The organism is Phycisphaeraceae bacterium (assembly GCA_019636555.1).
Classification (GTDB): Bacteria; Planctomycetota; Phycisphaerae; order Phycisphaerales; family UBA1924; genus JAFEBO01.
In genome coordinates, this window is the sequence record JAHBXH010000001.1 from 2,149,636 (window position 1) to 2,173,444 (window position 23,809).

At 61.2% G+C, this 23,809-nt stretch carries 20 protein-coding genes; 10 read left to right on the top strand and 10 right to left on the bottom strand.

The genetic code is table 11. From position 1 onward, the window contains the following. Window positions 1-259 precede the first annotated feature (259 nt). A complete protein-coding gene (locus tag KF691_08955; protein ID MBX3389568.1) occupies window positions 260-862 on the top strand; it encodes a hypothetical protein in 603 nt (200 codons plus the stop codon). Between the two features lie 78 nt (window positions 863-940). On the opposite strand, the gene secA is transcribed toward KF691_08955, so the two are convergent. Together secA and KF691_08965 are read right to left on the bottom strand one after the other, a co-directional pair. Next, window positions 941-4,918, bottom strand: a complete 3,978-nt coding sequence (gene secA / locus KF691_08960; GenBank protein ID MBX3389569.1) for a preprotein translocase subunit SecA — start codon at window positions 4,916-4,918, stop codon at window positions 941-943. Window positions 4,919-5,072: 154 nt separating this feature from the next. Continuing rightward, complete coding sequence (locus tag KF691_08965; GenBank protein ID MBX3389570.1) at window positions 5,073-5,417, bottom strand: hypothetical protein; 345 nt, start codon at window positions 5,415-5,417, stop codon at window positions 5,073-5,075. A 213-nt stretch (window positions 5,418-5,630) separates the two neighbouring features. On the opposite strand from KF691_08965, the gene KF691_08970 reads away from it, so the two are divergent. Next, entirely contained in the window at window positions 5,631-6,056 is a 426-nt protein-coding gene (locus tag KF691_08970; GenBank protein MBX3389571.1) for a hypothetical protein, read from the top strand. Window positions 6,057-6,074: 18 nt separating this feature from the next. Here the strand turns inward: KF691_08970 and KF691_08975 are convergent, their stop codons facing one another. Further along, window positions 6,075-7,070 (bottom strand): D-glycerate dehydrogenase, encoded by a 996-nt coding sequence (locus KF691_08975; protein ID MBX3389572.1) that lies wholly within the window; start codon window positions 7,068-7,070, stop codon window positions 6,075-6,077. A gap of 47 nt (window positions 7,071-7,117) precedes the next feature. On the opposite strand from KF691_08975, the gene KF691_08980 reads away from it, so the two are divergent. The 5 genes from KF691_08980 (at window position 7,118) to KF691_09000 (ending at window position 13,922) form a co-directional block, all read left to right on the top strand. Further along, complete coding sequence (locus KF691_08980) at window positions 7,118-7,924, top strand: endonuclease/exonuclease/phosphatase family protein (protein ID MBX3389573.1); 807 nt, start codon at window positions 7,118-7,120, stop codon at window positions 7,922-7,924. A gap of 130 nt (window positions 7,925-8,054) precedes the next feature. Beyond that, window positions 8,055-8,408, top strand: coding sequence for an HU family DNA-binding protein (locus KF691_08985; protein ID MBX3389574.1), 354 nt, complete (start codon window positions 8,055-8,057; stop codon window positions 8,406-8,408). A 105-nt stretch (window positions 8,409-8,513) separates the two neighbouring features. Further along, entirely contained in the window at window positions 8,514-9,365 is an 852-nt protein-coding gene (locus tag KF691_08990; protein ID MBX3389575.1) for a pseudouridine-5'-phosphate glycosidase, read from the top strand. Between the two features lie 267 nt (window positions 9,366-9,632). Further along, on the top strand, window positions 9,633-12,116 hold the full coding sequence (locus KF691_08995) for a hypothetical protein (GenBank protein ID MBX3389576.1): 2,484 nt from the start codon (window positions 9,633-9,635) through the stop codon (window positions 12,114-12,116). A gap of 117 nt (window positions 12,117-12,233) precedes the next feature. Then, the gene (locus tag KF691_09000) at window positions 12,234-13,922 is read left to right on the top strand and encodes a hypothetical protein (protein ID MBX3389577.1); all 1,689 of its coding nucleotides are present in this window, start codon (window positions 12,234-12,236) and stop codon (window positions 13,920-13,922) included. 30 nt (window positions 13,923-13,952) lie between these two features. Here KF691_09000 and KF691_09005 read toward each other — a convergent pair whose 3' ends face one another. Continuing rightward, window positions 13,953-14,603, bottom strand: a complete 651-nt coding sequence (locus tag KF691_09005) for an MBL fold metallo-hydrolase (GenBank protein ID MBX3389578.1) — start codon at window positions 14,601-14,603, stop codon at window positions 13,953-13,955. A gap of 43 nt (window positions 14,604-14,646) precedes the next feature. Between KF691_09005 and KF691_09010 the strand changes: the two genes are divergently transcribed. Further along, the gene (locus KF691_09010; protein MBX3389579.1) at window positions 14,647-15,030 is read left to right on the top strand and encodes a cupin domain-containing protein; all 384 of its coding nucleotides are present in this window, start codon (window positions 14,647-14,649) and stop codon (window positions 15,028-15,030) included. On the opposite strand, the gene KF691_09015 is transcribed toward KF691_09010, so the two are convergent. The 3 genes from KF691_09015 to KF691_09025 all read right to left on the bottom strand — a co-directional run bounded on the left by KF691_09015 (window position 15,027) and on the right by KF691_09025 (window position 17,642). Beyond that, entirely contained in the window at window positions 15,027-15,629 is a 603-nt protein-coding gene (locus KF691_09015) for a signal peptidase II (protein ID MBX3389580.1), read from the bottom strand. The two genes, KF691_09010 and KF691_09015, sit on opposite strands and share 4 nt — an antisense overlap. Before the next feature lie 86 nt (window positions 15,630-15,715). Further along, window positions 15,716-16,495, bottom strand: coding sequence for a TraR/DksA C4-type zinc finger protein (locus tag KF691_09020; GenBank protein MBX3389581.1), 780 nt, complete (start codon window positions 16,493-16,495; stop codon window positions 15,716-15,718). Window positions 16,496-16,637: 142 nt separating this feature from the next. Next, the gene (locus KF691_09025) at window positions 16,638-17,642 is read right to left on the bottom strand and encodes an acetyl-CoA carboxylase carboxyltransferase subunit alpha (protein MBX3389582.1); all 1,005 of its coding nucleotides are present in this window, start codon (window positions 17,640-17,642) and stop codon (window positions 16,638-16,640) included. Window positions 17,643-17,686: 44 nt separating this feature from the next. Here KF691_09025 and proC point away from each other — a divergent pair, with 44 nt between their 5' ends. Beyond that, complete coding sequence (gene proC / locus KF691_09030) at window positions 17,687-18,580, top strand: pyrroline-5-carboxylate reductase (protein MBX3389583.1); 894 nt, start codon at window positions 17,687-17,689, stop codon at window positions 18,578-18,580. Here the strand turns inward: proC and KF691_09035 are convergent. From KF691_09035 to KF691_09045, 3 genes are read right to left on the bottom strand one after another with little or no spacing between them, the layout of a single operon-like run. Beyond that, window positions 18,577-19,830 (bottom strand): ABC transporter permease, encoded by a 1,254-nt coding sequence (locus tag KF691_09035; protein ID MBX3389584.1) that lies wholly within the window; start codon window positions 19,828-19,830, stop codon window positions 18,577-18,579. The genes proC and KF691_09035 overlap by 4 nt on opposite strands. Further along, entirely contained in the window at window positions 19,827-20,858 is a 1,032-nt protein-coding gene (locus tag KF691_09040) for an ABC transporter ATP-binding protein (protein MBX3389585.1), read from the bottom strand. Before KF691_09040 ends, KF691_09035 begins: the two co-directional genes overlap by 4 nt. Continuing rightward, on the bottom strand, window positions 20,855-21,586 hold the full coding sequence (locus tag KF691_09045) for a class I SAM-dependent methyltransferase (protein MBX3389586.1): 732 nt from the start codon (window positions 21,584-21,586) through the stop codon (window positions 20,855-20,857). The genes KF691_09040 and KF691_09045 overlap by 4 nt, the downstream gene beginning before the upstream one ends. 13 nt (window positions 21,587-21,599) lie before the next feature. On the opposite strand from KF691_09045, the gene KF691_09050 reads away from it, so the two are divergent. After that, window positions 21,600-23,771: a UbiD family decarboxylase gene (locus tag KF691_09050; protein ID MBX3389587.1), complete on the top strand. Its 2,172-nt coding sequence runs from the start codon at window positions 21,600-21,602 to the stop codon at window positions 23,769-23,771. Window positions 23,772-23,809 lie beyond the last annotated feature (38 nt).

Sequence of the window (23,809 nt, forward strand, 5' to 3'; positions counted from 1 at the left end):
GCCCGCAGAGGTGAACATGTATTCACACCTGCGAACCGGAAGAAACCCGAATCGCGCCCAACGTCCCATACGTTATGAGGCATCGGCCGGATTCGCCGAACCGCGATCATCTCAAAGTTCGCCGTTGCCCGCATCCGCGCCGATGCCTATCTTGTTTCACTCCTCGGCATTCTTTGAGAGGAATTCCCGGTGCAAGGCAAAGTATTTGCTTTGACGTGGGGGCCCATTTTTTGGCCCGATCGTTCCAAGGAACTTCGACATGGACAGCAATCTTCCCTTCGAGAACTCAAAGCCGATCGCGGAAATGACCATTACCGAGATCGTCGGAGCGCTCGAGAACGTCACCCGATGGATCGAGAACGAGCGCGTGCGAGAGCGCGAGGCCCGAAAGGTGTACGACGCGGTGGCTTCGGAAGTGGAGTCACGAGTCTCCACAATCCGGGCCTACGCCGAGAGACTCCTGAAGGCGAATCGTGAAAAAATGGCCGCATTTGACGGGTTGCTCGGCACGAAGCAACAGCCATCGCAGGTCGGCTCCAGGCAGGGCCGCACGCCGGCGTATCTCGCCGAGCCGAAGAATCTGGGAGAGGCCATTCTCTCCGTTTGGCAGCAGGACCGCTTTGCCGAGCCGCTCACGACCGATGAGCTCGCCGACGCTGTGAAGAGCATCGGATACGAGACATCCGCCGCGCCCGCAAGTCTCAAATCGAGCATCAACCAGGCACTGGCCAAACTCTGCAAGGTCGGGCGGGTCATCCGGTATCGTGCCGATGGCAGCATGATCGACAGCAAGGACAAGTCATCGAGAGCCCGCAAGTATCTCGCGGCAACCCGGCTGCCCGAAGGTGTCATCGCGGAATAAGAACCGGTCCGTTACTCGGAACAGTTGTAAGTAAAAGGGGCCTCCCGCCTGGGAGGCCCCTCTTTTTCATGCATTCGTTCACGCGACGTTGCCGCCGCCGCGACCGGCGCCGACATCGTCAAAGCCCGGTCCGCTGATAAGGGGCATCGGCCCCACCCGGGCCGGCTTGACCTGCGGCGCGGGCGGAGGCGGCGCCTGGGGCGTCAACTTCGCCTTGAAGACCATGTCCGTCACGCGTTCGCGGATGCTCCGGAGCATGGCGCGGAACATGCGGCTGCCCTCCCGCTTGTATTCCGTGCGGGGATCGAGCTGGCTGAAAGCGCGGAAACCTATCGAATCGCGCAACTGATCCATCGCGTAAAGGTGATCTTTCCAAGTCGAATCGAGGGTCTCGAGACAGAGCATTCGCTCGAGTTGCAGAAGCTCCGTGCGCAGGATGTTCTCAACGCGCGAGCGAACGGCGTTGGAGCGCTCTTCGCCTTCGAGGTAGCGCATGAGTTCGGTGACGCCGACATCGACGTTGTATCGCTGCTTCAAGTACGCGTCGAGTTCATCGTCGCTTTTGATTGTCTGTGCCGATTCGATTTCCTGCTCGAGCTTGCCGGACTTGACGAATTTCTCGCTCAGGTCGCGCAGCGATGCGAAGACCTTGTTGGGAGGCATGGTGCGAACCTGTTCCGGTGTCCACCCCGCGTTCAGGCGCTGATTGGCCCAGTTCGCGATGAACTCGAAGGCCTCGGTCGGGCTGCGCCGAGCGATGATCATGCCGAGTTCCATCGTCATCTCGACGGGGTAGATGATCTCGCGCTGGAGATACAACTCCTCGGCCTTCTTCATGATGAGCTCGGTCGGCGGATGCTCCGGGTCGCGCTGCGCGGCCTCGATCTCGTCCGCCTTCAAGTCGATCGTCATCTTGTTCTTCGCCCAGTTGATGAGTTGCTGGACTCCGTACCCGGGCTGGAGATACTGCTCGAGGCCGCTGAGGTCCGCGGCATCGATCTTGGCGCACGCCGCCGCGTGCAGTCGATCGGTCATGACGTATCGATTGCCGGTGTCGGCTCCGTGCAATTCCGCCTCGCTCACTTCGACGCCGAAACGGTTCTTCGCCCAGCTGATCAGGCCGCTCGCGTCGAAATCCATCTGGATTTCCGAGCCCTCGGCCGGCATGTACTCGCCGAGAGTGATCTCGATCATCTGGCGGGCGTCTGCCCGCGCCTCTTCACGCATGATTTCCTCAATCTCGTGCGCTTCCTTGGCTTTGAAACGCTTCGGATCGATCGTGACGCCGAGAGTGGAGCTGGCAAATTCCGCGAGACAGATCGCGGAGTAGTCCGGATCGAGATACTCGCCTGCGGAATCCTGCACGCTCTCACGTATCCAGTCGAGCAGCAGTCCCTTCACGTCGCGTCCTTCGAGCACGCGCTGGCGAAGGCCGTAGAACGTCTGGCGCTGGTGCTCCATCACTTCGTCGTATTCGAGCACCTGCTTGCGGATCTGGAAGTTGCGTTCTTCCACCTTGCGCTGAGCGTTCTCGATGCTCTTGCTCAACATGGAGTGCTCGATCGACTCTCCTTCCTTCATGCCCATGCGGCTGAGGAGCTTCATGGTCGTCTCGCCGGCGAACATCTTCATGAGATCGTCTTCGAGGCTGACGAAGAAGCGGCTCGATCCCTTGTCGCCCTGGCGTCCGGAACGTCCGCGGAGCTGGTTGTCGATTCGCCGTGCCTCGTGGCGTTCCGTTCCGATCACGTGCAGCCCGCCCATATCCTCGATGGAATCGAACCAGCGCAGGTTGTGGAGCAGGAACCGTCCGGATTCATCGAGCAGCGCTCGCAGTTTCGGAGCGTCCATCTTGTCGATCGACTTCGGCGACTCGAGCGTGTGCCGCGCCGCCCACGCCCGCAGCAGTTTCAACTCCAATTCCGCGATCGGCATCTCGTCCGCGTCCTTCTTGCGGATGTCGATTTCCTGAGGCGCGATCTTGCGGAAAATCGCCTCTCTCAGCTGCTCGACGCTCGCATCGGTCGTCAGCGTGCGCGGAGCAAGGCCCCGGCGCAGCCAGTGATCGAGCAACTGTTCGCGAGTGATCTTGCCGAGCTTGATGTCGGTGCCGCGTCCTGCCATGTTGGTCGCGATCATCACGGCGCCGAGCTGCCCGGCATTTTCGACGATGTGCGCCTCGCGCTCGTGCTGTTTGGCGTTGAGAATCTCGTGCGGGATCGCGTGCTTGCGCATCAGCATCTGGCCGAGCATTTCGCTCTTCTCGACGCTGGTCGTTCCGACCAGGATCGGCCTTCCCACATCGTGGAACCCTTTGACTTCATCGGTGATGTAGTTCCATTTGTCCTTGGCGGGAAGGAACACGAGGTCGTTGTGGTCGCCCCGAACCACGGGCCGATTCGTCGGGATCGCGACAACGTCGAGTTTGTAAATGTCGTTGAATTCCTGGGCTTCCGTGTCGGCGGTGCCTGTCATGCCCGCGAGCCGCTTGTACATCTTGAAGTAATTCTGGATCGTGATCGTCGCGACGGTCTGAGTCTCTTCCTTGATGTTGACCTTTTCCTTGCACTCGACGGCCTGGTGCAATCCGTCCGACCACTGGCGCCCGACCATCGGCCGGCCCGTGTTGGTATCGACGATGACGACCGCCGGCTGCGGCCGACCGGTGTACGGGTCGTCCTGCGGGATGACCACGTAGTCCTTGTCGCGCTGATAGACCGCGTGCGCGCGCACTGCCTGCTCGACAAGGTGCGGTAAGTCCATGTTCTCATCCACATAGAACGAGCCGATCCCCGCGACGCGCTGCGCTTCCGCCACGCCATCGTGCGTCAGGAACGCCTGTTTGCGCTCGGGCATCACCTCGAAATACTGCGTGAATTTGTTCCGCTCGATTTCGGCGCGGGCCGCTTCCGCGTTGGCTTCTTTCATCTGCGCCTGGAGCGCGGGAATCTTTGTTTTGTCGCGTGCCTGGCGGATGTCGCCCTCGAGACCCTTGGCGCGCATCTGCAGGTGCTTGACCTTCTCGTCGTGCTCGGCCCACGGCTTTTGCTTTTCGAGCAGGTGGCGGGCAAGCCGGTCGGCGAGTTCGTAGCGCGGCTTGTCGTTGTGCGCCTGGCCGGAGATGATGAGCGGCGTGCGCGCCTCGTCGATGAGGATGCTGTCCACTTCGTCGACGATGGCGAACTGGCGCCGGCGCTGCACCTGCTGATCGACGCTGCGCTTCATGTTGTCGCGCAGGTAGTCGAAGCCGAATTCGGCGGTCGTGCCGTACGTCACGTCGCAGCGGTACATGCGGCGCTTCTCGTCCTCGTTCTGCATGTGCATGGGATGGATCGCACCGACCGTCATGCCCAGGGCCCAGAAGAACGGGAATGTCCAGTCGCGGTCGCGCTGCACGAGGTAGTCATTGACCGTGACGACATGCACGCGCGAGTGCTCGACCGCGGCCATGTAGCACGCCAGCGGGGCAACGATCGTCTTTCCTTCGCCCGTGCGCATTTCCGCGATCTTGCCCTGGCAGAGCACCATCGAACCGATCAACTGCACATCGAAGGGCCGCGCGCGGAAAGGCGGACGGCTTTCGGGGTAGAGCACCCGCACCGCTTCGTACAACTCGACGGGGATATCGGCGTAGCGCCAGGGCGCGATCGGCTCGGTGCATCCAAGAAAATCGCCGTTCGGCTCGGCATCCGTCAGCGTGCCGATGTGAGCCTGCACCGCGTCGAACATGGCCCGCGCGTCCGGCGGCAGCTTCGAGGCGTCAAATCCCGAGGTCGGATTGAAGATATTTCGGATTCCGACCGCGCGATCCATCGCCTCGCGCGCCGTGGCGAACACTTCCACCATCAGTTTGTCTTCCGACTCGCCCTTGTCGAACCGCGAGCGGAATTCGGCAAGCTTTCCACGGAGTTCCTGATCCGTGAGCTTTCTCATCTGAGGTTCGAGCGCGTTGATCTCGTCGACGCGGTTGGTGTAGCGCTTGACGAATCGCTCGTTACGCGTACCGATCATCTTGTTCAATATCCAGCCGACAACCGGAATGCCTTGCTCTGCCATAGATCACCTTTCCCGCGGCCCGCGCAAGCGATGGGTCTTCGCCCGCTCGCGCACAACCGCCGATATGCCATTGGTTCACGCGCATCCCGATCGGCTCGCGACCGAAACTGCGCATTCTCGCCTTGTGTGAAGTGAATAAGACGCCAGCCGCCATTCAGAATTGCGGCGGCGGCAGCGCAATCAGGCTGAGCGGCAGCATCCGGATGGCGGAGGTGCCGAGAACCACGGGGAAGGAAGCCCCGGATTCATTCCCGCGCCCCAGCTCCCGAGCCGAAACACGGGCGGGGCGCTCTTCCTGAACTCTCACCGGCTTGGAGGCGTAGCGGACCACGGCCTCCGCGAGCGCTCGGATCGCGGTCGTTTGACCTGAGGACTCTCGCAAAAGAGCCGAGGTCTCTCCAAGACCGAAGCCGCCCTGCAAGGCCAGCGCGACAACGACCAGCAGCGAGAGGCTTCGCCTGCTGTTGCTCGCGCGGATCTGGTCGAACTGAGTATCCAAGGCTTCCAAGTATCGGCCCTTTGGGGAGTTGAAGCAAACAGCCAAACCGGGAGATTCTACGGAACCTGTTTCTCCTGCGGATTCTTTCACCGGCAGGGCCAGCGACCCGCCGAATTGGCAGCCCGATATGTGCTGTGGGCCCCCCGCTTCGTCCGATCGGATTAGGCGATGCAAACGGTGGACCGGAGGGCCTGAGGGAGTTACCTTCGCACGATGACAGGCGAAGGAACGCCACAGCCAGCCGGCCCCGATGAGTTCAAGGAACGAACCATGGTTGCCATCCGCGATGTCATGCCCGCCACCCGTGCGTCGATCACTCACAAGTTCATGATCGCTCGGCACGAGGGTTACCTGACGATCGGCCTGTACCCCGACGGCCGCCCCGGCGAGATTTTTGTGAAAATGGCGAAAGAGGGCTCAACGATCTGCGGCATGGCTCAGGCCTTTTGCCGCGCGTTCAGTCTCGCGCTGCAATTCGGCTTGCCTCTGAAGGAAGCTGTTGCCCGCTTCAAGAACATGCGCTTCGAGCCCATGGGACCTACGAGCAACCCGGAAATCCCCGAAGCGCAATCGATTATCGATTACGTCGCCCGGTATCTCGAACTCGAGTTTCTCGAAAAAGCTCCGCGCCGATTCTGAGCCTCGGGAGCGGACGGCTCAAGCCAGAACCTGATGAGGCGGCTTTTTCCCGGCGAGAATAGCCGCTGCGTTTTCGCACGCCAGTTGAGTCATCATCGCGCGAAACCGGGCCGCGGCACTCCCGATGTGCGGCGAAAGCACGACGTTGGTCATCGTCGCAAGATCCGGATGGATTGCCGGCTCGCGTTCGAAGACATCCAGACCCGCCCCCCACAACTTTCCTTTCTTGAGCGCATCCACGAGCGCCTGCTCATCCACGACTGGCCCGCGCGAGGTGTTCACCAGAATCGCGCCCTCTTTCAACTTCGCGAGCGCCGCGGCATCGATGAGATGTCGGGTCTCTGCGGTCAGGGGCGTGTGGACGCTCACAACGTCTGCCCGGGCCATTCCATCGTGCAAAGCCACGCGCTCGGCCGCGAGAGGCGCCATTTCAAACTCGAGATGGCGTGATCGGGCGACATACAACACGCGCATTCCCCAACCAACCGAGCGCAGCGCGGTCGCGTACCCGATGCGCCCGGCGCCCACGATCAGGAGCATCTTGCCGGTCAGATCCTGTCCGAGAAACTGCGCCATGCCGAGCGGACCGGCTTTGGCCCAATCACCCGATCGTGCGAACCGGTCGGCTTCAATCAACCGACGCGCGGTCGCGAGAATCAGCAGCCACGCCATGTCGGCCGTGCCTTCGGTGACCGCGTCCGGCGTGTTGCCTACGAAAACGCCGCGCTTCGCACATTCCGCCAAATCGATGTTCTCGTGGCCGACCGCCAGATTGCATACCCCGCGGATCTGCGAGCCCGCGGCATCGAGAAACTCCGCATCCACCTTGTCGGAATACATCGATATGACGACATCGGCTCCGCGAACATGGCGCAGAAGCCCCGCCCGATCCAGGCGGTCGGCGGGCCCGTTCTTGAGCACAACATCGATTCCCGGCGACTCAATCGAAAGCCTGCCGGGAACTTCACGCGTCGCAACAACGAGCGCCGATTTCAGCGGTGGCCGCGGATTCATGGGCGATAGCCTATGACAGTTGACCGAATCTGATCGGTGGGAGAGCCATGATCCGCATCATCCATTGGAACATTCTGCATGGCGGCGGATCGAGAAGGATGCCCGAGATCATCCTCAACCTGCTCGCCCAGAAGCCGGACCTGATACTGCTCTCTGAATATCGAACGACAGTCGGTGGACAGATTCGAGGGGTTCTCGCCGATCACGGCCTCGAACATCAACGGTCTTCTCTTCCGGCTGCCCACAAGAACGGATTGATGTGGGCTTCGCGCTTTCCGCTTGAGGTGCCGCCGAGCCCAGCTCCGGCGACGCACGGACTCGGCACCCGCTGGCTGGAGGTGATCGTCGAAGGACACGATCTGCACCTGACCGGCCTTCATATTCCGGACGACTCTCGACCGGCGGCACGCGCGGTTTGCTGGCGGGCGATTGTGAATCACGCCCGTATCCAGAAGGATAAATCTCACATTTTTTTGGGAGATTTCAATACCGGGCGTCATGGGCTGGACGAGGAAGGTCGCACGTTCACCTGCACCAGCCAGCTCGGTGCCGTCTGCACGCTCGGGTACGCTGACGCCTTCCGGGTTTTCTCCCCCCGCGCGAGAGAATGGACGTGGAAAGCACCGCTCGGTTCGCGCGCAAGACCTGCAAGCACAGCACTTTCCGGCGGTTTTCGGCTGGATTCCGCGTTGGTGTCTCCCCCACTTGTTTCCCGCCTTGCGCGAGCAGATTACATCCATTCCGTGCGGAAAACGGGCATTTCCGATCACTCCGCCATGGTGGTCGAACTTGACACGGCCGGATCGGGAAAACAAAAATGTGTGGATTTGATGCGGGAAACGGCGATTTTTTGACCCGTCGGACTTGCAGAGCGCGTTGTTCTGCGATACAAACTCCGCGAAATCCCCGTGAAAAACAGTCTTTCACAGGGACCGAGGCGTGTCCGGAGGACACGCGTGTACCGAGTCAATGGAGACGACACACATGGCGAAACCGAAACCCGCAGCAGTCAAAGCCCCGAAACTTGTTCCCGCTCCCAAGGTCCGCAGCAAGGGCGATGTGTACGGCACGATCGCCGCTCACACCGGCCTCGCACGCAAACAAGTCGCCGGTGTGTTCGACACGATGAGCGAAATCATCAAAGCCGACCTCGCCAAGGGCTGCGGCATGTTCGCTGTCCCGGGCATGATGAAGATCACCGTGATCAAGAAGCCCGCGACCAAGGGCGGCATGCGCCCCAACCCGTTCAAGCCGGGCGAAATGATGGAAGTGAAGCCGAAGCCGGCCCGCAAGGTCGTGAAGGTTCGCGCGCTGCGCGCCCTGAAGGCAATGGTCTGATTCGATTCTTTCAGCAGGAATTCGCAACGCCCCGGCCGAAGCTGGGGCGTCTGCTTTTTGCCGGCGATATTTGAAAAGCCCGGCAGGCGTGACACAATCCAGCACATGGGCCGACTGGCACTCGAGACAACGATATTGACCCACGGCGTGCCTCGTGACGCGGCATTGCCGCTCGCGCGCGAACTCGCCGCGATCTGCACGAAAAACGGAGCGGAGCCGGCGCTTGTCGGGGTGTTTCGCGGTCAGCCGATCGCGGGCATGAGCGAGTCACAACTCGTCGAGATGTTGAATTCAGGAGAAGTCGCCAAGGCAAACTCGGCAAACCTCGGCGCGCTGATCTTCCAGCAATCGCATGCTTCGACAACAGTCGCCGCGACGATGGAGATCGCGGCGGGAGCCGGAATCAAAGTCTTTGCGACCGGCGGCATCGGGGGTGTTCACCAGGGATTCGCACAACACCTTGACATCTCCGCCGATCTGCTGGCGTTGACCAGATTTGCGGTGGCCGTGATCGCGAGCGGCGTCAAATCCATCCTGGATGTTCTCGCGACGCGCGAACTTCTGGAAACGCTCGGCGTTCCGGTCATCGGCTTTCAAACGTCCGAGTTTCCCGCGTTCTATTTGAGGGAGTCCGGCGCGGGAGTGGATGCCCGCTTTGACGACGTTCAGAGTCTCGCCGGGTTCATCCGAAAGGAACTCGAGCGAACCGGGCGCGGAATACTGATCGTCAACCCCATTCCGAAAGCGGATGAGTTGGATAGGGCTCAGTTCTCGGGTTGGCTCGATTCGGCACGGTCCGAACTTGGAGACGCTGCCAAGGGCCGCCAAGCGACTCCGGCTTTGCTGGCAAGGCTGCACGCGTTATCGGGGGGAAAGACGCTCGAAGCGAACTTGGCGTTGATCCGTTCGAATGTCGAAGTCGGCTCGCGCCTTGCTGCCGCGTTAGGTAATCACTAACTAGATTTGGGTGTTCTCGGAATGGGGTAAGCACCTCGCCTTCACCGAAGTTTCGCGCCAAAACGACAGTGACTGAGCCGCTTGCCGGGCTGATTCTGGTACAATTGTTAAGAAGTCAGCGGACGGGGGAGTTGAGAGAACCCTTCGCAGGAACAACCCGCCGCCGTTGGCACAGATCCGGGTTCCCGAGTACTCGTGGTGCGCGAAAACTGCGCATGCATGAATTGGTATCGAAGCGTCGGAATTTTTTCAGCAAGGAGAATGAGAATGGATCGGAAGGCGAATCTGCTCGCGCTCGTTATCGTCGCCGGCCTCGCGGCCCCGGCAATGGCCCAAGACAGCATTTCAAAGAACGCAAACGGGGGCAACGGCCTCCCGGGCGATGCGCTGAACTGGACCGACTCGCTCGCGCAGCGCGGCCGGTATGTGGTTGAGTCGCAGCGCTTGACCACCTCGTGGGGCGTGAAGTTCGGCATTGTCCCGCTCATCAAGACCGACCGTCCGACCAATGCGACCCAGACCACTTCGTTCTTCAACAACCTGGCGGGCTCGTTCGGTCTCAGCCGCACGCAGCGAGTGGCGAATTTCCGCGGCACGAGCTATACCTACTGGCAAGCGGCGACGGCCGGATTGAATCCGACGCAGAACGACCAGACTCTGAACTATGCGCCGCTGACTCCTGCCGGTTCTTCGTTCCAGTTCGGCGCATTCGTCAACCAGTTCGGCGCTGCCGACGCTCCGTCCTCCACCGTGAACTCCAGCATCGGTGCGGTCGTCAACTACGCGCCGGACAACATCCGCCGGTTCTACGTCGATCGCTCGCTGCTCGCTTCCAGCAGCCCGACCGGTAACGCCAGCGACAATAACGGCTCGCTGTCCACGGGCGCCGCGGATTCGAATGGTCTGTTCACGCTGCGTGCCGACAACAACGGCGGCAACTCGGCGACGACCCAGCGCATTCAGGGACAAAACGTGCTCCGCACGAACCTGCTCGCCCGAAACAACGCGATCAACACCCTTTTCGGAAGCGGCGCGAACACCGCTGCCGCTGACGCCGCGGCGACTGCGTTCGTGGTCAACGGCTACACCGGCGGCACGATTTCGATCCCGAGCATGCTCCCGGCTTCGCTCGCGCAGGGTGGAAACGCCCGCTACCTTGGGCCGGACTTCAACAAGGCCTTCGAGTATGAACCCGTCGTCGGCGGTCCGGTGACGATCCTCCCGCCGGCGTCGAGCTATCTCGCAACGGTTTCGACGACGTCCGGCCAGCCGATTGGCGGAACCTATCCCGACCATCGCGGCTCGATTTGCGTTTATCCGGGCTCCCTTTTCGGAGGCGGGTCGGTCGCTACCGCCGCGGTTCTCGCCCGCAGCGGCGCTCAGGGCCCGAACAACGACTACATCTCGATCTGGGGCGTGAACAACGATTCCAGCATCACCGCGGGGAAGGTGTACGCCCTGCCGGTTCCGACGAGCATCACGATGAATCGCTCCCCGGCAACCGACAATTCTCCGATCGGTCCGACAATCTTCCAGACGATTACGAATCCGGCATTTCCGCCGACCGTGATCACCGCGACAAATATTACTTTCGGCGGCGCGCTCGCCGGGCACCAGGGCGCAACGGCTTTCCAGGGCGGCAATTCGCAGGTCGCCATCGGCAAGGATCTGCAGGGTCGCGGGCTTGTCGCCGGGCTCTACTACGAAAACTTCAATATGCCCAACGGTGACACGACGCCCACGCCGAACAACGCCATCATCGTCGGTCGATTTGATCCGAACAATCCGGCGGGAGTCCAGTGGACTGTCGTCGCGTGGACCTACGCGAACGGCGCCACGGTTTCCGAGTGCGACGGATCGCCGATCCGCGGCGATTGGGGCAACTACGGCAATGAGTCCTCCTCGCAGCCCAGCCCCGGCCAGTTCGACGGGAAGGTTGATTTGAATCCCGTCTCTGCCGTGTACGACCGCCCGATCGGTCGCCTGCAGCCTTCGCTGAGCTTCCCCGGTCCGTCGGTCCTCGGCTCGCCCGCGCTTTCGATGCCGGCGTTCGACTCGGTCGGCAACGTCTGGTTTACCGCTCGCGTTGCGGCGATCAACACGTACAGCACAACGACCCAATCGACTTTCAGCCGATACAACAGTGCTCTCATCCGCGGCGTCTACAACCCCGACACCTTTACCTACGACCTCGAACTCGTCGCCGAATTCGGCGATCGAATTCTCGGCAAGAACTCGCTGACTCGTTACTCGATCGGCGGATTCATCTTCGCCGCGGCCAACAACGCGACCTCGCCTTCGACGTTCTTCTCGAGCAGCGTCGCTCCGTATGCCGACCGCAACATGAACGTTGCCAGCGCCATCTCGAACGGCGACATCGTGAACTGGGGCAACAACGGCGCCGTCATCGACCCGCGCACGCTCGGCGGGTTGGTCCTCGGCGGCAACTTCCTCTACGACGTTGACGGCGACAACCAGTTCCAGGATCCTTCGGGCACGAACCCGTCGAACCCGAACTCGGTGGACGAGCAGTACTCGGGCCTGTTCTACATCAACTTCCGTTCGTGCGACGCCGACTTCAACGGCGACACCTTCGTTGACGATGCCGACTTCGTGATCTTCGCACAGGCGTACAACAACCTGCTCGACACCTTCGGCGACCTCAACTTCGACAACCTGACCGACGACTCCGATTTCGTGATCTTCGCTCAGGCGTACGACCAGCTCCTCTGCGTCCTGCAGCCGAATTGATCGACGTTCGATTTCGTATGAACTGTCCCGCCCCCGGGCTCAACCGCCCGGGGGCGGCTTTGCAAAGAACCTGTTGAACTTTCCGTCGGGGCGGAAAGGAAAATCAAGGAGTTGATCTTGGATTTTCGAAACGCCGCCTTCTTCCTCTGTTTGGCTTCCGGCACTCTGGCGCACGCTCAGTGGAATCCCGCGAATCGTCAATGGGGCAAAGACGATCCGGATGATTACCGAGTGATGACGTTCAACATTCAGGATCGCGTTTGCTCAACAAATGCGAAGCAGGAGGGTCAGAATTCGTGGACGGCCATTGCGGTCCAAATCGCCGCGGTGCGCCCCGACGTGCTCGTGATGGTCGAGTGCGGCGACAATTCCGGGAACGGAACGGGAATCGCGCAGGGATACAACACGGTCGATACCGTCGCCCGGTTGACGACAACGCTTGATCTGCTCGTGCACGGCGGCACAGACCCCTATGTCGCCGGCAACCCGACCGTAACGGCGTACGTGACAAAGTATGCCCCGGGCTACGACCTGCCGTACATCTATGTCTCTGATCAAGACGACACGTTCAACCGGAACGTGGTGCTTTCGAGATTTCCGCTCACTGATCTCAACGGAGATTTTCGAACCGCGATCGGCACGTTCACGCTTTCCGCCGACGCGGCGGTTCCGTACTACACGGCCGGCAACGCCGGGGTTCGCGGTTACCTGTTCGCGGAAATCAACCTGCCCGATGATCGATACGGCGGCGACTTTGTGATGGGCGGCGGGCATCTCAAGTCTGGAAGCAATACCTCGGATCTTGCTGACCGCTTGGCGGCCAGTCAGCGCATCGCGTACTACATCGACGCGGTTTTCAACGGACTCGGCGGCTCAACTCCCGATCCACACTTTAAGTGCAGCAATTTCCCGCGCCCGACCAAGGTGCTCACGGCGCAGACCCCTGTAGTTTGGGCGGGCGACTTCAACGAAGATGAACTCACAAACGGACGCGATGGCCCGGCGCTCTGGATGACCCGGGCGGCAGTTGCAAGTCCGGGCGGGACGGACGGCACCGATCGCGATCGCACCGACAGCAGCTATGACGATTCCCGCGATCCGTTCACAAACAATCGCAATACGCAGGGTTCGGGTTCCAACAACAAGCTCGACTACATCTGCTGGCAGGATTCGATCGCCGTTTTGCGCCGCTCCTTCGTGTTCCGACCGAGCACGATGCCATCAACCGCCACTCCTCCCGAACTCGCCGGATATCCGGGACTGTGGTTCAATATTTCTTCGTGGACGGATCATCGAGCCGTCGTCGCGGACTTTGTCTTGCCCGCGCCCGAAACTCCTTCCGGACACGCGTTGGTGAGCCCCGGTGATGCGGCGCAGAATCTTGAAACGCCGGCGAGCCTCGCTTGGACCTCCGGCGCTCGCGTCACAACCTATTCCGTCGTGCTATCCGAGAACAGCGATCTCTCGTCTCCGATCTACACCGCCGCGGTTCCCGCAACCGGACCGTACACGGTTCAGATCCCGGCCGGTCTGCTTTCGAACTGCGGCACGTATTACTGGAGCGTGTCCGCGACCAATCGTGGCGGCACGGCGCCATCACCGAGCGGCGTCTGGAGTTTTCAGGTGCGAGGCATCTGCGACCTGAATCTGGACGGATTCGTCGACGACGCCGACTTTGTCGCTTTTGCGATCGCTTACGACGTGTTCGAAACGACGGACGGCGATTTCAATGGCGACGGTTTCACCGATGATTCGGACTTCGTGATCTTCGCGGCGGCGTACGACGCCCTGCTCGCCTGTCCCTGATCAAAGCACGTGCTTCCTGAGAGCTTCCGGTTACGGACGAACAAACGGGTTCGACTTCATTTCGCGTCCGATGTCTGTTTGCGGCCCGTGCCCCGGAAAGCACCTGGTCTCCGGCGGAAGTGTGTACAACCGCTCGCGGATGCTCTTCGACAAATCTTGGAAGCTGCATCCCGGGAAATCTGTTCGCCCGATCGACCCTGCGAACAGCGCGTCGCCGACGAATGCGACGCCGTGATTGGCGCTCCACAACGTGACGCTGCCGGGAGAGTGACCGGGAGTGTGAAGCACTTTCCACGGACCTCCGGGCAGGTCCAGTTGATCGCCATCCCGAAGCCCCCGATCGCACTTGGGTGCGGTGACGGGCATTCCGGCCGCGGCGCTTAGGTTGAGCTCCGGGTCGAGCAGCCACTGCGTTTCGTTTTCGTGAATCCAGATGGGCAACTCAGGGAACGTCTCGCGGAGCAGGCGAGCACCGGCAATGTGGTCGAGGTGAGCGTGTGTCAGAACAAGCGCAATCGGCTTGAGCTTTCCTTCACGCACAATTTCCGCGAGCTGCGCACTCCCGAAACCCGCATCCACAATGAAGCATTCCGTCGATCCGATTTCCGAAACGACGTAGCAGTTTGTCTCGAAGGGTCCGAGGGGCACCCCCTGAATCTGCAGGCGGGAACGGGCGCTCATGCGTGAGAATAGGATGGGCTACAACCAGTGAAGGAGTGCTTCCATGCCCGCGGCACAAGGCGTTATCCGAAACATCAACTCTGTTCCGACCAATCCGGTTCAGATGGCGGGAGTCAACGGCGCCGAGATGGCGATCATGGTCGGAAGGGAACACGGTGCGCCGAATTTCGCGCTCCGGCATTTTCGCGTTTCGCCGGGCGGCAACACTCCCCGGCACAGCCACGACTACGAGCATGAAGTCTTCATCGTCGACGGCGGCGGGACGGTCCTTCTCAACGGAACGGAACAGGCGGTTCGTTCCGGCGACGTGATCTATGTCCCGGCAAATCAGGAACACCAGTTCAAAGCGGATGCGAGCGCCGGACTGCGGTTTCTTTGCCTCGTACCCGTCACGCGCGACTGCGGAGACCCGACTCCCGGCGCCTAGATGCTCGAACCGGTCGGGCGAGATTTCGCCGATCGCTCGCCCATCCACGCGTGCCAAAGGAGCAAGGCGATCCCGATCAAGAGAAACAAGTCGGCAACGTTCGAGACGTAGGGCCACACTTCGCGATTGGTCCCCCACCACGTCACCTTGGGCAGCGGGTGGATGAAGTCGCGCACGCAGCCATAGATGAGCCGGTCGTAGAGATTCCCGAGACCGCCTGCGAGAATCAGCCCCAAGCCGATATGCGACAACCGATCCCGGCTGCGCGTCGCAAAGACAAACACCCCGAGCCCGAACGCGACGGCCACAATCGTCACGATGATAAAGAACACGGTTCTTCCCGCCCCGATCCCGAAAACGGCGCCCGGGTTCAAGACAAGGGTGAAATTGAGAATCGAAGGGATGATGACCATCGGCCGATGGGGAGGAATAAGCGCCGAGAGAGGCGAGACGCTCAGGGCTTGCTCACGCGTGAATTCCACGGGCGCCCCGGCGATCGTTGCAAACGCCCAGTACTTTGAGAACAGATCGATCGCCAGCCCGATCACAATCACGCCGAGCAGAAGCGCCCACGACGTGATAGATCTGGATGCAGGCACCGACATCCTCGCGGATTCACCCGGCGCGGCAGAGTTCGAAACAGTTGCAGAGTTTTCCATCGCAAAGATCGGGAGAAATCGGAGCCCTACGGGCGGGTCATCTGCTGCCGCTCGAGCATTCTTGCAGCTTCGATGGAGTATCGCGCCCAAGGCAGCTCCTCGAGCCGGTCCGCCTTGATCGGCTTTCCGGTTAGCTCGCACACTCCGTATGTCCCTTCTTCGATGCGTTTGAGAGCATCCTCGATTTCCTTGATCAGCTTGCGGTCCGCCGCGGCAAGGTCCAGCGCGAGCGATTGATCGAACGTGTCGCTTCCCTGTTCGGCGATGTGCTGCGGAAGATTCGAGAGGGAACCCGATTGGCCCCGGAGCGCCTCTTGCTCCATATTCGAAACATCCCCAACCAGCTCGAGGCGCTTGCGGATGAGCACCGCCTTGTAGTGTTCGAGCTGCTTTTTGTCGAACGGAGATTTGGCCTTGATTTCGGGCAGCTCTTCATGCTGAACGCCACCCTGGTAACCGAGCGGCACACCGGATCCCTTGAGCGCCGGCCCCGAAGGGATCAACGGCTTGCGCGATTTGCCCGCGCCGAACAAGCTCCCAGCAAGGTTGGAAATCGAAGACGGGATCGAAGGCTTGGCCTTGACCTTCTTGACGGGCTTTGGCGTGACGATCGTGATTCCCTTGCGCAGCGGCTTTTTGGCGTTCGCGGCACTCGCTGCTGAGGGGGATGGCGCCTTCGCGGTTTTTGCCGCGGTCTTTGGCGCCGGCTTGGGCGCGGGTTTCTTTGCCGCGGCGGCCGGTTTCGAAGGTTTCGACGATTTGGCGGCCGGTTTGGCTTTGGTGCTCTTTGCTGATTTCTGCGCCACGAATTCCTCCGCCCTCTCTGACGCCATCGCGCGGCATCCAAACCGCCGCAGGGACCAAAATTCCCTTCAGCTAGTTCTACGGCGGGGCAAGGGTAGATGGTCGCGCTGTCCCGGTCAAAAGCCGCCGACCCGGGCTGCTGCGCTACGCCGGTGCCTGTTCGAGGAACTCTCCCATCCGCCGGAATCGCTCATAACGGGCGTTGACAAGCTCGTCGGCGCTTCGCCCCTTAAGTTCCTGAAGTTCGCGAACGATCCACTCGGCAAGGTTGTTGGCAGTTCCTCGCGGGTCGCGATGGGCGCCACCGAGAGGCTCGGGAATGATGTCGTCCACGATTCCCAATTCGAGGTTGTCGGCCGCGGTCAATTTCAGGCTCTTCGCGGCAGCGGTATTGGTCTGCTCGTTGGCTTCCTTCCAAAGAATCGCGGCGCATCCCTCGGGGCTGATCACCGAGTACCAGGCGTGCTGGAGCATCGCGACGCGGTCCGCAACCGCGATTCCGAGTGCGCCGCCCGATCCGCCCTCACCGATGACGATGCTGACGATCGGCACGCGAAGCCTGCTCATCTCACGGAGATTGACGGCAATCGCTTCGGCTTGCCCGCGCTGCTCGGCTCCGAGACCCGGGTAGGCCCCCGGCGTATCGACGAGGGTGACGATGGGCAGCCCGAATTTCTCCGCGAGCTGCATCTTGAGCAGGGCTTTTCGATACCCCTCCGGGTGAGCGCACCCGAAGTGACACGCGATCTTTTCGCTGGTTTCTCGCCCCTTTTGGTGCCCGATGAGCATGACTTTGATCGGCCCGATGCGGCACATGCCGCAGACCAGCGCGGGGTCGTCGCCGAAGCGCCGGTCTCCGTGCATCTCACCGAAATCTCGGGCCATGAGATCGATGTAGTCGCGAGTTTGCGGCCGCAACGGATGGCGAGCCACCCGCACGGTCTGCCACGCGGTCAGTTTCGAGTAGATTTCGGTCAGCATTCCCGCCCGTTCGGCACGCAGAGTTTGAGCCTGCGACCGGAGGGATTCGATCCCGAGCGCCTGCGCCGGATCAGGCTCCTCCACCCGAATCCGCGATTCGATCTCTTCAATTTTCTGGTCGAGTTCGAGCAGGGGCTTTTCGAAGTCGAGCTGGTAATACGTTGCCATCGGGGGGAAGTTTATGAGGCTCCCGCCCGCTAGGCTCAGGGGCTATGCCCGCCCCAACCACGCCGCGATCCGCTTCGCCGATTCTCGCCAGCTCCTCCTGGTGCATCATCGGGGGTGGGAACATGGCCGGCGCCATCGTGCGTGGGGCGATCGCTTCGGGACAGATCGGTCCCGATCGATTCGTGATCGTTGAACCGGAAGAGTCCAAGCGTCTCGAGTTTGGAAGAGCGGGCATCCGAGTTTTTGCGACGGCGAGTGAGGGCGCACGAGCTGTGGAAGAGATCGAATCGCCCGCTTCGAGCGGACATTTTCTGCTCGCGGTCAAACCGCAGGTCTTTCCGCGAGTCGAAGCCGATCTTCGGGGTCTGCTCGATTCGGCTCCGCGCCGGGTCGTCTCGATCATGGCCGGGCTGTCGACGTCGCTTCTCCAATCTGCGCTTGGGACAAGCGCTCGCGTGATCAGACTGATGCCCAACACTCCGGCGCAAATCCGGCGTGGAACCACGGCGTGGGCCCCCGGGTCGAGCGCGGTCGCGGGTGATGAGGCGGCAACCATTGAGCTGTTTGAAACTCTCGGAATGACAGTTCGGCTCGAAGAGCGTTTGCTCGACGCGTTCACCGCGGTCGCGGGAAGCGGTCCGGCTTACTTGTTCTACTTGGCGGAATCGATGATCACGGCCGCCGTTCGCGAGGGGATCGAACCCAATGCCGCCTCTGCAATCGTTCGATCCGTGCTTGCGGGCGCGTCCGAATTGCTGCTTACCAAGTCCGAGCAAACTCCTCTGGAGCTACGAAAGAGCGTCACCAGCAAGGGCGGAACGACCGAAGCGGCCATCTCGGTTTTTGACTCGAACAAAGTGAATGACATTCTGACGCGTGCGATCGCGGAAGCGACGGCCCGGGGCAAGCAGCTCTCGAACGAACCGCCGAATCGCTAGAAATCCCGGCGCAGAAAAATCACGCAGGCGATTCCGAGCACCGCGGCTTCAAAGGCGATGGAAGTTCCAAGGACCCACCAAACCGAGCGCGATCGGATGATCTCCGTGTGCTTCTTCGTGACTTCCGGGGGGAAACCCTGCGGGCCTCTTCTTCCTTCGGGCCGGTCGGCTTCGTCGTCGGCCTTGTCTGGCTTCTCGCCCGTGCGCTGATTGCGGCGTTCGACCCGCCGTTCCTCCTGCGCGTCCGCAAGTCGCGTCACCTCATCGAGAGACGTCAGCTCGCGCTCGAGTATTCCCATGGTCTCGGCGGTTTTCGGGAGCACCGTTTTAAGCGCGAAAATGCCGGTGTGCCAGCGACTGAGAAGCGATTGAGACTCCTGATATTCCTTCAGGCTTGACTTGTTTGTCTGGCGACGCAGCTCCAGTCCGGTGAGCGCCGCCTGCGCCGTGGCGATGTGCGACTGCCGATCCGCGCGTGCTTCGGCGGTCTCATCCGGCGGTGACTCAGAGAGCCGCTTGATCGTCTCCTCTTGTTTCGCGATCGACGCCGCGAGCGGTTCGATTTTCTTTTCGATCGCGGCGACCCGATGTTCGGCATTCAGGCGGAAGAGCAGCAGCGACTGCTCCGCGTTGTTCAGGATGAACACGACAAACCAGAACAGAACGGTGAGCAGCAGAGCCGCGATCGTCGATCGAGTGACGAGCCCGATGAGCGCACACACGCAGTAAAGAAAGCTGAAGACAAGCAGGACCAGGGGGATCGCGAGAAAGATGCGCCATTCCCACGAGTCACCGCGGATGCCGATGACCAGAAAACTGGCAACGGAGAAGACGCCGACCTGCAAAGCGACAAAGAGCAGTCCGGTCGAATACTTGGTCAGGAAAAGACGCAAACGCCCGATCGGCTTGGAAAGCGAAAGGTCGATGCTGCCGCCCGAGACGAATTCCGGAATCAGCGAGGCAGTCGAGACCAGCGCGAGAATCGTCGCGGCCCAGGCGAGCCAGACGTTGAAACCGAACTGAATGAAAATAAGCTTGTAGAAGAACGCGGGAGAAACGATCGAGCTGTTGAAGACGTCGAATGGAAAAGTCCACCACAGAACGGTGAGTCCGCGCTCGTTGATGCCGACGCACGCGATCGCGAGGACGACGATCGCGGAGAGAATCAGCGTGATCCAGAACATCTTCCGCGCGTTCAGTTCGCGATATGCATCGACGAGCATCGCCAGAGTCTGAGTGAGGATCATCACGCGCCCTCTTTCGCGCCGGGGGCAAGTGTTTGACCCGTCAGCGGATCGGTAACTGCCTCAAGAAACAAATCTTCGAGTGACGGGCGGATCGGCTTGACCACTCTGATCGTGAGACGCGCGGCCCGGAGGGCATCGAGCAAGGGCTGCACGACTGAGGCGTCGGCAGAATTCACCTTGAGCTGAGCAGGCGAATGGGCCGTACCGAGGTTCACGTTCAATCGTTCGCCTCCGGGCAATGTGCCGGCGAGATCCCCGGGACGCAGCCACGCCGAGAGTGCCGATCGGATCTCGGTATCGATGTTGCTGTCCTGCGATCCGACCTCGATTTCGTATCCCTGTCGGTGCACCGTCAATTCGTCGATCGTCCCCTGAGACGACACGCGTCCCTGAACGAGAATCGCGACACGATCGCACACCATCTCGAGCTCGCTGAGCAGATGCGAGTTCAACATGACCGCTGTCCCTTGGCGCTTGAGTTCGAGGCTCATTTCGCGAATATCGCGCCTGCCGACCGGATCGACACCGTCCGTCGGCTCATCCCAGATCACAAGATCGGGCTTGTTGACGAGCGTTTGGGCGATCCCGACTCGTTGGCGCATGCCTTTGGAATACCCACGCACGCGCGTGTCCGCCCAGCGAGCCATCCCGACGAAATCGAGCAGCTGCGAGGCGCGCTGCTTTCGATCGCGTCTCCCCACTCCCGCCATGGCTCCATAGAACTCGACAACCTGACGCCCCGTGAGGTAGTCGGGGAACCGATGATGCTCCGGCAGGTACCCCACCCTCGCCAGCGTCGCTTTTTCGCCGACGGCGCGCCCGAGGACCGTGCCGTGGGCACGCGTGGGTCGGATGACGGTCATGAGGATTTTGACAAGTGTGCTCTTGCCCGCGCCGTTGGGGCCGAGCAGGCCGAAGATCTCGCTGCGTCCCACCCGCATGTCGATGCCACGCAAGGCGTGAACGCGCCGGCCGAAAACGCCGCCGTAGACCTTGTCGACGTCGTGCAGATCAAGCGCCAGATCGGTCATGCTCTCTCCATTCGAACGTCGGAGTGCTGCACGGAATCATGCGTGTAGTCGTGCCGCGCAACAACGTGGAATACATGGTGATACTTCGGTCTACCGGTCGCGTCGTCGCCTTCTTTTTCAATCTCTTCGAAATGTTCGATCTGCCACCCTTGGAACAGTTCCCCGACCTCCGCGCGAGTGAAGTGGCTCTTGGGTCGGACGCACATCCATTCATCCCGGTCGCCGAAGAATTGCCCGGCGAACCTTCCGCCCCCGCCTGTGACTCGTCCTATCCAGCGCCAAACGCTCTCGAACTGCTCGGGCTTGCAGAACGGAAGCGAAAAGCTTGCGTTCACGAGGTGTACCGCACCGGGTAATTGGGGATTGCCCGGGAGGTCTTCCATCGACGAAAGGACAAAGGTTATCCGATCGTCGCTTCCGCTCGGCGCTTCTGAGGCGGTCAGCAGTTCCGCACCGCGATGAAAATCGGTTGCCCAGACTCGCCAGCCGCGGCGGAGCAATTCGTGGGAGTCTCTGCCCGAGCCGCAACCCACATCGATCGCAAGCAGTTCCCGCTGACCCTTTGAGGCTTTCTCGAAGAGCTCGAGTGCCCTCAGAAGCGTGTCACGGGGCGGCTTTCCCTGCACCGCGGTGTAGTACTCTGGCCAGTCGCGTTGATAGTCGGGCGTCAAAGCACTACGCCTGGGCAACGGCACGTCGGCTTGAAATGATTGATCGTTCGTCGCCACGCAAGGATCCTCGATGTACGAGAATACGCAAGACTTCATACGAGCCCTCGATCTGGCGGGCGAGCTGCGCCGAGTGAAAGGCTCCGTCTCGCCTGTGCTCGAGATTTCCGAGATCGCCGATCGCGTCAGCAAATCGCCGGCGCCGCACGGCCCGACAGCGAGCGCTCGAGCTTCCGACCCGCGATTTTGCACCGGCGGCGGCCATGCCCTTCTGTTCGAGAATGTGCAGGGATCGGATATTCCGGTACTGATCAACGGCTGGGGCTCCTACCGGCGCGTCGAGATGGCGCTCGGCTGCAATGACGCCGGACCGGGTGTCGCTCAAGGCCACACGCTGGGTGGATTTGAGGGTCTTGCAGAAAAGATCGAGAGATTGGTCAAGCCGGAGCCGCCCCCGACGCTTCTGGCCAAGCTGCAGAAGATTCCGGAACTCATCGAGATCGCCAAGATCCCACCCAAGAGAGTGCGCAGCGGCATTTGTCAAGATGTCGTGCACACGGACAAGCAAGTCGATCTGACCCGTTTGCCCATCATCAAGTGTTGGCCGCGGGATGGCGACTTTGCCTCTCTCGGTTATCCGGTGGGCGTGAACGATGCTGCGATTTCGGAAAATGGTCTTGGTTCCGGCACAGATTGGGACCAAAGCTTTCGCGGGCGTTACATCACTCTCGGAAGCGTTCACACCATTCACGCCGATGACATCGGAAAGGACGCGCCACCCTCTCGCAACATCGGGATGTACCGCGCGCAGCTCTTCGGCAAGCGTTATCTCGCGATGCATTGGCACATGCACCATGACGGCGCTCGCCATTGGCGTTCATGGAAAGCAAAGGGAGAGAGAATGCCGGTGGCGATCGCGCTCGGCGGCGAAAGCATTCTTCCTTATGCGGCCACGGCGCCGATGCCCCCGGGAATCAGCGAGTTTCTGCTCGCGGGCTTTCTGAACCGCGGTCCCATCCCGATTGTCAATTGCAAGACTGTCCCACTGAGTGTGCCGGCGAATGCGGAAATCGTGATCGAGGGTTACGTGAGTAGCGAGGCGGGTCTCATCGGATTTGATCCCAACGAAATCGCGAAGCAAGCTCCAAGGGGTACCGAGTCGGAAGCGGAATTCTGGGCGCGGCAACTCGGCCCTGGAGCCATTTTCGAAGGGCCGTTCGGCGATCACACCGGTTTCTATTCGCTGCCTGATCGATACCCGCTCATGGAAGTCACGGCGATCACTCATCGACGCGACCCGGTCTATCCGACCACGATCGTCGGATTGCCGCCGCAGGAAGATTACTACTTGGGCAAGGCGACCGAGAGAATTTTCCTTCCGCTGTTGCGCACGATCGTTCCGGACATCATCGACTATGACCTTCCGATGTTCGGAGCGTTTCACAACTGCGCCTTTGTGAAGATCAAGAAGGAATACCCGCTGCATGCACGCCGCGTGATGCACGCGATCTGGGGCGCGGGTCAAATGTCGTGGACCAAGACGATCGTGATCGTGGATCACGATGTGAACGTGCACGACGGATCAGAGGTGCTGCGCACCGTCGGGGAACGGTGCGTGCCGGCGCGAGACTGCGAATTGGTCCGGGGCCCGCTCGACATCCTCGACCATGCCGCACCGTTTCTCGGCGCGGGAGGCAAGCTCGGACTCGACGCCACGCGAAAAACCGAAGCCGCCGAAATGCATCGCGCGCTGGACGAAACAGCCCAGCGGCTCTGCGAAGCGGGACCGATCGACCCCGTCACAGGGGATGCAGCCCGGGCGACCGAAACCCGCGTTCGGCGGATGCCCGGCGTGCTGGATGCGCGCGTGCCCGACGAACTCGGCGGCTGGTGGTTGTTGGTGCGCATCGCGAAACAGGCAGCGGGAGATGGGGCAAGGACCATCAAGGCGCTGGGCGGGCTTACTTCGGAATGCGGGCTGCCGCGCTGGACGCTTGTTGTGGGGGGAGACGCAGACCTTGCCAATCTGGACGATGCACTCTTTCACTGGATGGCGAATACCGCACCCGATCGTGATCGTGCTTTGAGCTTGTGCGGCAGGCGGGTTGCGTTCGATGCAACCCCGAAGCTGCCGGGAGATGAAGCGAACGGCCAGCCGGTCCGAGAGTGGCCCCCGATTCTCAAGATGTCTGCGGAGGTGGACGCGGCCGTCGACGCCAAATGGGCGGCTTTTGGCTTTGAATAACAGCAACTTTCGATTCTTGTCGCTGAATCACCCTTACC

Bases quoted from the DNA above. Each gene is read 5' to 3' on its own strand.
- KF691_08955 (MBX3389568.1), top strand. From the start codon at position 260: ATGGACAGCAATCTTCCCTTCGAGAACTCAAAGCCGATCGCGGAAATG.
- secA (MBX3389569.1), bottom strand. From the start codon at position 4,918: ATGGCAGAGCAAGGCATTCCGGTTGTCGGCTGGATATTGAACAAGATG.
- KF691_08970 (MBX3389571.1), top strand. From the start codon at position 5,631: ATGACAGGCGAAGGAACGCCACAGCCAGCCGGCCCCGATGAGTTCAAG.
- KF691_08975 (MBX3389572.1), bottom strand. From the start codon at position 7,070: ATGAATCCGCGGCCACCGCTGAAATCGGCGCTCGTTGTTGCGACGCGT.
- KF691_08980 (MBX3389573.1), top strand. From the start codon at position 7,118: ATGATCCGCATCATCCATTGGAACATTCTGCATGGCGGCGGATCGAGA.
- KF691_08985 (MBX3389574.1), top strand. From the start codon at position 8,055: ATGGCGAAACCGAAACCCGCAGCAGTCAAAGCCCCGAAACTTGTTCCC.
- KF691_08990 (MBX3389575.1), top strand. From the start codon at position 8,514: ATGGGCCGACTGGCACTCGAGACAACGATATTGACCCACGGCGTGCCT.
- KF691_08995 (MBX3389576.1), top strand. From the start codon at position 9,633: ATGGATCGGAAGGCGAATCTGCTCGCGCTCGTTATCGTCGCCGGCCTC.
- KF691_09005 (MBX3389578.1), bottom strand. From the start codon at position 14,603: ATGAGCGCCCGTTCCCGCCTGCAGATTCAGGGGGTGCCCCTCGGACCC.
- KF691_09010 (MBX3389579.1), top strand. From the start codon at position 14,647: ATGCCCGCGGCACAAGGCGTTATCCGAAACATCAACTCTGTTCCGACC.
- KF691_09025 (MBX3389582.1), bottom strand. From the start codon at position 17,642: ATGGCAACGTATTACCAGCTCGACTTCGAAAAGCCCCTGCTCGAACTC.
- proC (MBX3389583.1), top strand. From the start codon at position 17,687: ATGCCCGCCCCAACCACGCCGCGATCCGCTTCGCCGATTCTCGCCAGC.
- KF691_09040 (MBX3389585.1), bottom strand. From the start codon at position 20,858: ATGACCGATCTGGCGCTTGATCTGCACGACGTCGACAAGGTCTACGGC.
- KF691_09050 (MBX3389587.1), top strand. From the start codon at position 21,600: ATGTACGAGAATACGCAAGACTTCATACGAGCCCTCGATCTGGCGGGC.